The sequence below is a fragment of the Chamaesiphon sp. OTE_20_metabat_361 genome (genome assembly GCF_031364565.1).
On the sequence record NZ_JANLWO010000100.1, the window covers coordinates 1 to 3,779 of the forward strand.

The window sequence follows — 3,779 nt, forward strand, 5'->3', positions numbered from 1 at the left end:
TAATTCCGGCACTAACACAACCATCAGTATTAATTATGGACAATGCACCAATCCATCGAAAGGGTGCAATTCGACAACTAGTGGAAGCGGCCGGACATCAAGTGCTATTCTTGCCAAAATACTCTCCAGACTTGAATGATATCGAACATGATTTCAGTGCATTAAAGAGAGCCAGAATGTATGCCACTCCTGATACGACCCTTGATGATATTATTCGAGCTTATTGTGTCTCCTAATGTCTCATTCTTATTTGAATTGACTATATCTTCACAAGTTCCTCAAACTATCGATCTACGATCTAGAGCGAACCACTTGAAGAGGTTTAACTAATGAGTACTACGATTCAAACTCGGCAGCGATCGAGTAGTATGGGGATCTGGGAACAGTTTTGTCAATGGGTGACTAGCACCGACAATCGGCTATATATCGGTTGGTTTGGCGTGTTGATGATTCCCACTTTACTAACAGCTACTACCTGCTTTACGATCGCCTTTACTGCCGCCCCTGGTGTCGATATGGAGGGCATCCGCGATCCAATTGAAGGGGCATTACTTGCTGGTAATAACTTAATTACCGCCGCCGTTGTGCCAACTTCTGCCGCGATCGGGTTACACTTTTATCCACTTTGGGATGCTGCTTCGATCGATGAATGGCTTTACAATGGTGGCCCTTATCAATTAATCGTATTTCATTTCCTGATTGGTATTTGGTGCTACATGGGACGGCTATGGGAATTGAGCTATCGACTAGGTGCTCGACCTTGGATTGCGGTCGCTTTTTCGGCTCCGGTAGCGGCAGCAACAGCGGTGCTGTTGGTTTATCCGATCGGGCAAGGGAGCTTTGCTGATGGTCTCCCCTTGGGCATTGCGGGTACATTTCACTTCATGCTGGCATTTCAGGGAGATCATAGTATTATGATGCACCCGTTCCACATGTTGGGAGTCACGGGTGTATTTGGTGGAGCATTACTGAGTGCCTTACATGGTTCCCTGGTGACATCTACCCTGATTCGGGAGACTGATGAAGATGAGTCGATCGATAATGGCTATGATTTCGGTCAAACATATCCTACTTATGACTACATAGCCGGACATAGTGGATTTCTCGGTCGGTTGTTAATACCTGTGTTTGCCAGTCGCAATCACCGTAGTTTCCATTTCTTACTCGTCGCTTTACCCACAATCGGTATTTGGTTTGCCGCATTGGGCGTGAGTACGATGGCATTTGGATTGAATGGTTTTAATTTCAATCACTCGATCTCTGACAGTCAAGGCAAATTAATCCGCACCAATGCCGATCTCATTAACCGCGCTGGTTTGGGACTACAGGGTATGCACGCACCCAATGTCCACAACTTTCCACTAGTACTATCGGCAGATCGAGTTCCTCCGATTGGCTAGTTTGAGCCACCACGATACCTAAATCAGTGTGGTGGTGGCTCTTTAAAATCCACTATTATTAGCTGCCGCAGGAGTAGCCAGGATGAAGTCAAACTATCCCAACCAAATATCTGCTCTCTGGACAGCTTTTTTGCTAGCATTGCTATTTCATACCGATCTGGGATTGATGCCGCTATTTCACGGTCAAAGTATCGCTCATTCCCATGACACTCAGGATATTTCTTGGGTTCTATGGCTGATGCTATTCTTTTTTGTGCCGCCGCTATGCGCGATCGTCCTGTCAACTTTTACGGATAGTAAAAGCTATCGAATCGGTCATTTTGGCTGACAGTTATCTATTCTTTGCTCAATATTGCTCACCTCATCGCCGATCTATCAGTTATACCGATCGCTTGGTATCAAATTGCCTTGATGACGATTTTAGTTGCGCTCGGTATTCTTCTAAACCTTGTTGCTTATCGATGGATGAAGCATTATCGCTGGACAATTACGTCCAAGATAGAATCAGAATCAGATCGATCCTGAGTTGAGCGAACCCAACTCAGTAAATTGAGATTGCTAGCTATAGTACGTCCAAGACATGATCAGGAAAGTCATTAGTAGAGCAATAATTATAGTTATCCAAAGCTTGTTATCTAAAGCAAAATTATTTTTCATCTTTTTTACCAAGCTACATTTAAAACTCTTGACAATCTAAGATTAGTCGATCGACATGAGGAACTTGTGAGGATTAATTGCAATTTTTATTGTGCCGAGCGAATGCTGTGCAAATAACTAGTGATGCCCAATGTTGTACCCAAATTACGCTCCAATTAGCCGAACCGATGGGAGAACTCGATCTATCCCGCTTAGAATGGAATTACGATTCTCCAAGAAGAGGCTACGCCAACGATTGCTGCACAAATATAATAATCTCAGTTTGCAGAATATGGATGCGAGTCAGGCATTCTTTGAAATCCTCCAAGCTGCACGGCGCAACAATCTTCTTGGCGTATGGCCGATCGTCAAAATCATTCGCGCTGACAATTCAATTCGATTTCCTCACAAGTTCCTTGGATTTGAGTCCTACAGTGGAACTTAGATTCCATTGTATCCAAGGAAAGTCGATCTATGCCGATTGACAACGACCGTAAAACGACAGTATTAAACTCGCCGATTCCGAGTGGTTTAATCTTCCTGATTTGGCTGCTAATTGTGATGGCATGGTCGGGGCAGAGCTATCCCCGCAAGTCTTACAGCGAATTTATCCAACAGGTAGAATCTGGACAGGTAGTTAAGGCAACAATCGATCGCCAAGAAATTCAGTACGAGTTGAAATCAGCCCCTGTCGCTAAATCCAAACAGACTGAAGCCAAAAATATCTTTGTCACCAGACGACTAGCCGAAGATCCCGAACTAGCTCAAATCCTCCGCACTCATCAGGTCGAATATTCAGTACCTGCGCCTAGCCCACTAAGTGGGGTTTGGTCGATTTTGAGTTGGTTTATATTTCCGTTACTATTCCTCTCGCTCTGGTCGAGATTTAGTGGTGCCGAGCGACAAGGCGGAATGGGCATCTTAGGTATGGGCAATAGTAAGGCCAGAACCTATACTGCAGGTGATACTGGGGTGAATTTTGATGATGTGGCTGGGGTCGATGAAGCAAAAGCCGAACTTCAGGAAATCGTCGATTTTCTCAAACATGCCGATAAATATGTCAAATTAGGAGCTAGAATTCCCAAGGGCGTGTTGTTAGTTGGGCCGCCGGGGACTGGTAAAACCCTGTTGGCGAAAGCTATTGCTGGCGAAGCTGGGGTGCCGTTCTTTAGTATTTCCGGTTCGGAATTTATCGAAATGTTTGTCGGTGTCGGCGCAGCCAGGGTACGGGGATTATTCGAGCAAGCTAAACAGCAGGCTCCCTGTATCGTGTTTATCGATGAATTGGATGCTTTGGGCAAATCGCGCTCTAGTGCCAATTCCCCGATGGGCGGGAATGATGAACGCGAACAAACGCTGAATCAATTGTTGTCGGAAATGGATGGTTTTGCCGCCAATACGGGGGTGATTTTGCTCTCAGCTACCAACCGCCCTGAAGTCCTCGATCCAGCCCTGCTGCGCCCTGGACGTTTCGATCGACAGATTGTAGTCGATCGACCAGATAAGAGCGGGCGGCAGGCAATTTTGGTCGTTCATGCCCGCAATGTGAAAATGTCGGATGATGTGGATTTGCTCAAATTAGCTGCCCGCACGCCTGGATTTGCAGGTGCAGATCTGGCGAATTTGGTTAATGAAGCGGCTCTACTGGCTGCGCGTCACGATCGAGTCGCCGTTACCATGTCCGACTTTGAAGAAGCGATCGAGCGCATTCTGACTGGATTAGAGAAGAAGTCTCGCGTCCTG

4 protein-coding genes and 1 pseudogene are annotated in these 3,779 nt (G+C 46.0%); all 5 read left to right on the forward strand.

Annotated features, from left to right (window positions below):
* A partial coding sequence (locus RMO35_RS02815; protein ID WP_309738418.1) for a transposase occupies nt 1–236 on the forward strand: 236 nt, incomplete at its 5' end.
* 93 nt (nt 237–329) lie between these two features.
* Nucleotides 330–1,400 (forward strand): Photosystem Q(B) protein 1, encoded by a 1,071-nt coding sequence (locus RMO35_RS02820; RefSeq protein WP_309738419.1) that lies wholly within the window; start codon nt 330–332, stop codon nt 1,398–1,400.
* A gap of 82 nt (nt 1,401–1,482) precedes the next feature.
* A pseudogene (locus tag RMO35_RS25150) lies at nt 1,483–1,925 on the forward strand (hypothetical protein).
* A 328-nt stretch (nt 1,926–2,253) separates the two neighbouring features.
* Nucleotides 2,254–2,481: a hypothetical protein gene (locus RMO35_RS02830; RefSeq protein WP_309738421.1), complete on the forward strand. Its 228-nt coding sequence runs from the start codon at nt 2,254–2,256 to the stop codon at nt 2,479–2,481.
* A gap of 29 nt (nt 2,482–2,510) precedes the next feature.
* Nucleotides 2,511–3,779: ATP-dependent metallopeptidase FtsH/Yme1/Tma family protein (locus RMO35_RS02835; RefSeq protein WP_309738422.1), on the forward strand; the 1,269-nt coding region annotated here is incomplete at its 3' end.

Bases quoted from the DNA above. Each gene is read 5' to 3' on its own strand.
- RMO35_RS02820 (WP_309738419.1), top strand. From the start codon at position 330: ATGAGTACTACGATTCAAACTCGGCAGCGATCGAGTAGTATGGGGATC.
- RMO35_RS02830 (WP_309738421.1), top strand. From the start codon at position 2,254: ATGGAATTACGATTCTCCAAGAAGAGGCTACGCCAACGATTGCTGCAC.